The organism is Quyinboa mangrovi (genome assembly GCF_042219825.1).
GTDB lineage: Bacteria > Bacteroidota > Bacteroidia > Bacteroidales > UBA5342 > JBHJHP01.
The window spans coordinates 1-571 of record NZ_JBHJHQ010000077.1; the positions used below are offsets into that span (position 1 = coordinate 1).

The following is a 571-nucleotide window of genomic DNA, read 5'->3' on the forward strand; positions in this document are numbered from 1 at the left end:
AAAACCGCATGCACTATGACCGCGTGTTAGTGCCAGTTTTTCTTATTTTATTTTCAGTCTCTGTCTGCAAAAAATCTATAGATATGATAAAGAGTAATACTTGGAAAAAGATTCCTCTTTTTCTCATATTTATTATTTGGGACCAGATTATTCATATTTTCAAATTGTAAACAATTCAAGATATAATATGAGCCATCATTAAAATTAAGAACTCCATACTTAAAACTGCTCCAGGGAAAGTAATGAAAATTAAATGTTTCTCCGTATTCAATTAATTTCTCAATATCTGATTTTCTGTATGTTTTTTCTATTTTAGTTTTCTTTAAAATTTTAATCTCTTTTTCTCCGATTATGATTTTTCGGTCAATTGCAAAAATCAAATATTCAAATAGTAAGATTACAGAAATACCAATAATTGCCAAACAAGTAATTACCCAAATATTAAAGTTACTGTAAATTTCATCTAATGAAATCTTTTCAAGTCTAACGAGAATTACAAGTATTATAAGAAATAAGACTGTAGGATAAAGGATTCCACTTTTCATTATTCGGAGAACACTTTTCTTTCGAA

General features: G+C 27.1%; 1 protein-coding gene. It reads right to left on the reverse strand.

The features are described from left to right. Positions 1 to 53: 53 nt before the first annotated feature. On the reverse strand, positions 54 to 571 hold a 518-nt coding region (locus ACE1ET_RS20635), incomplete at its 5' end, for a PH domain-containing protein (RefSeq protein ID WP_375730321.1).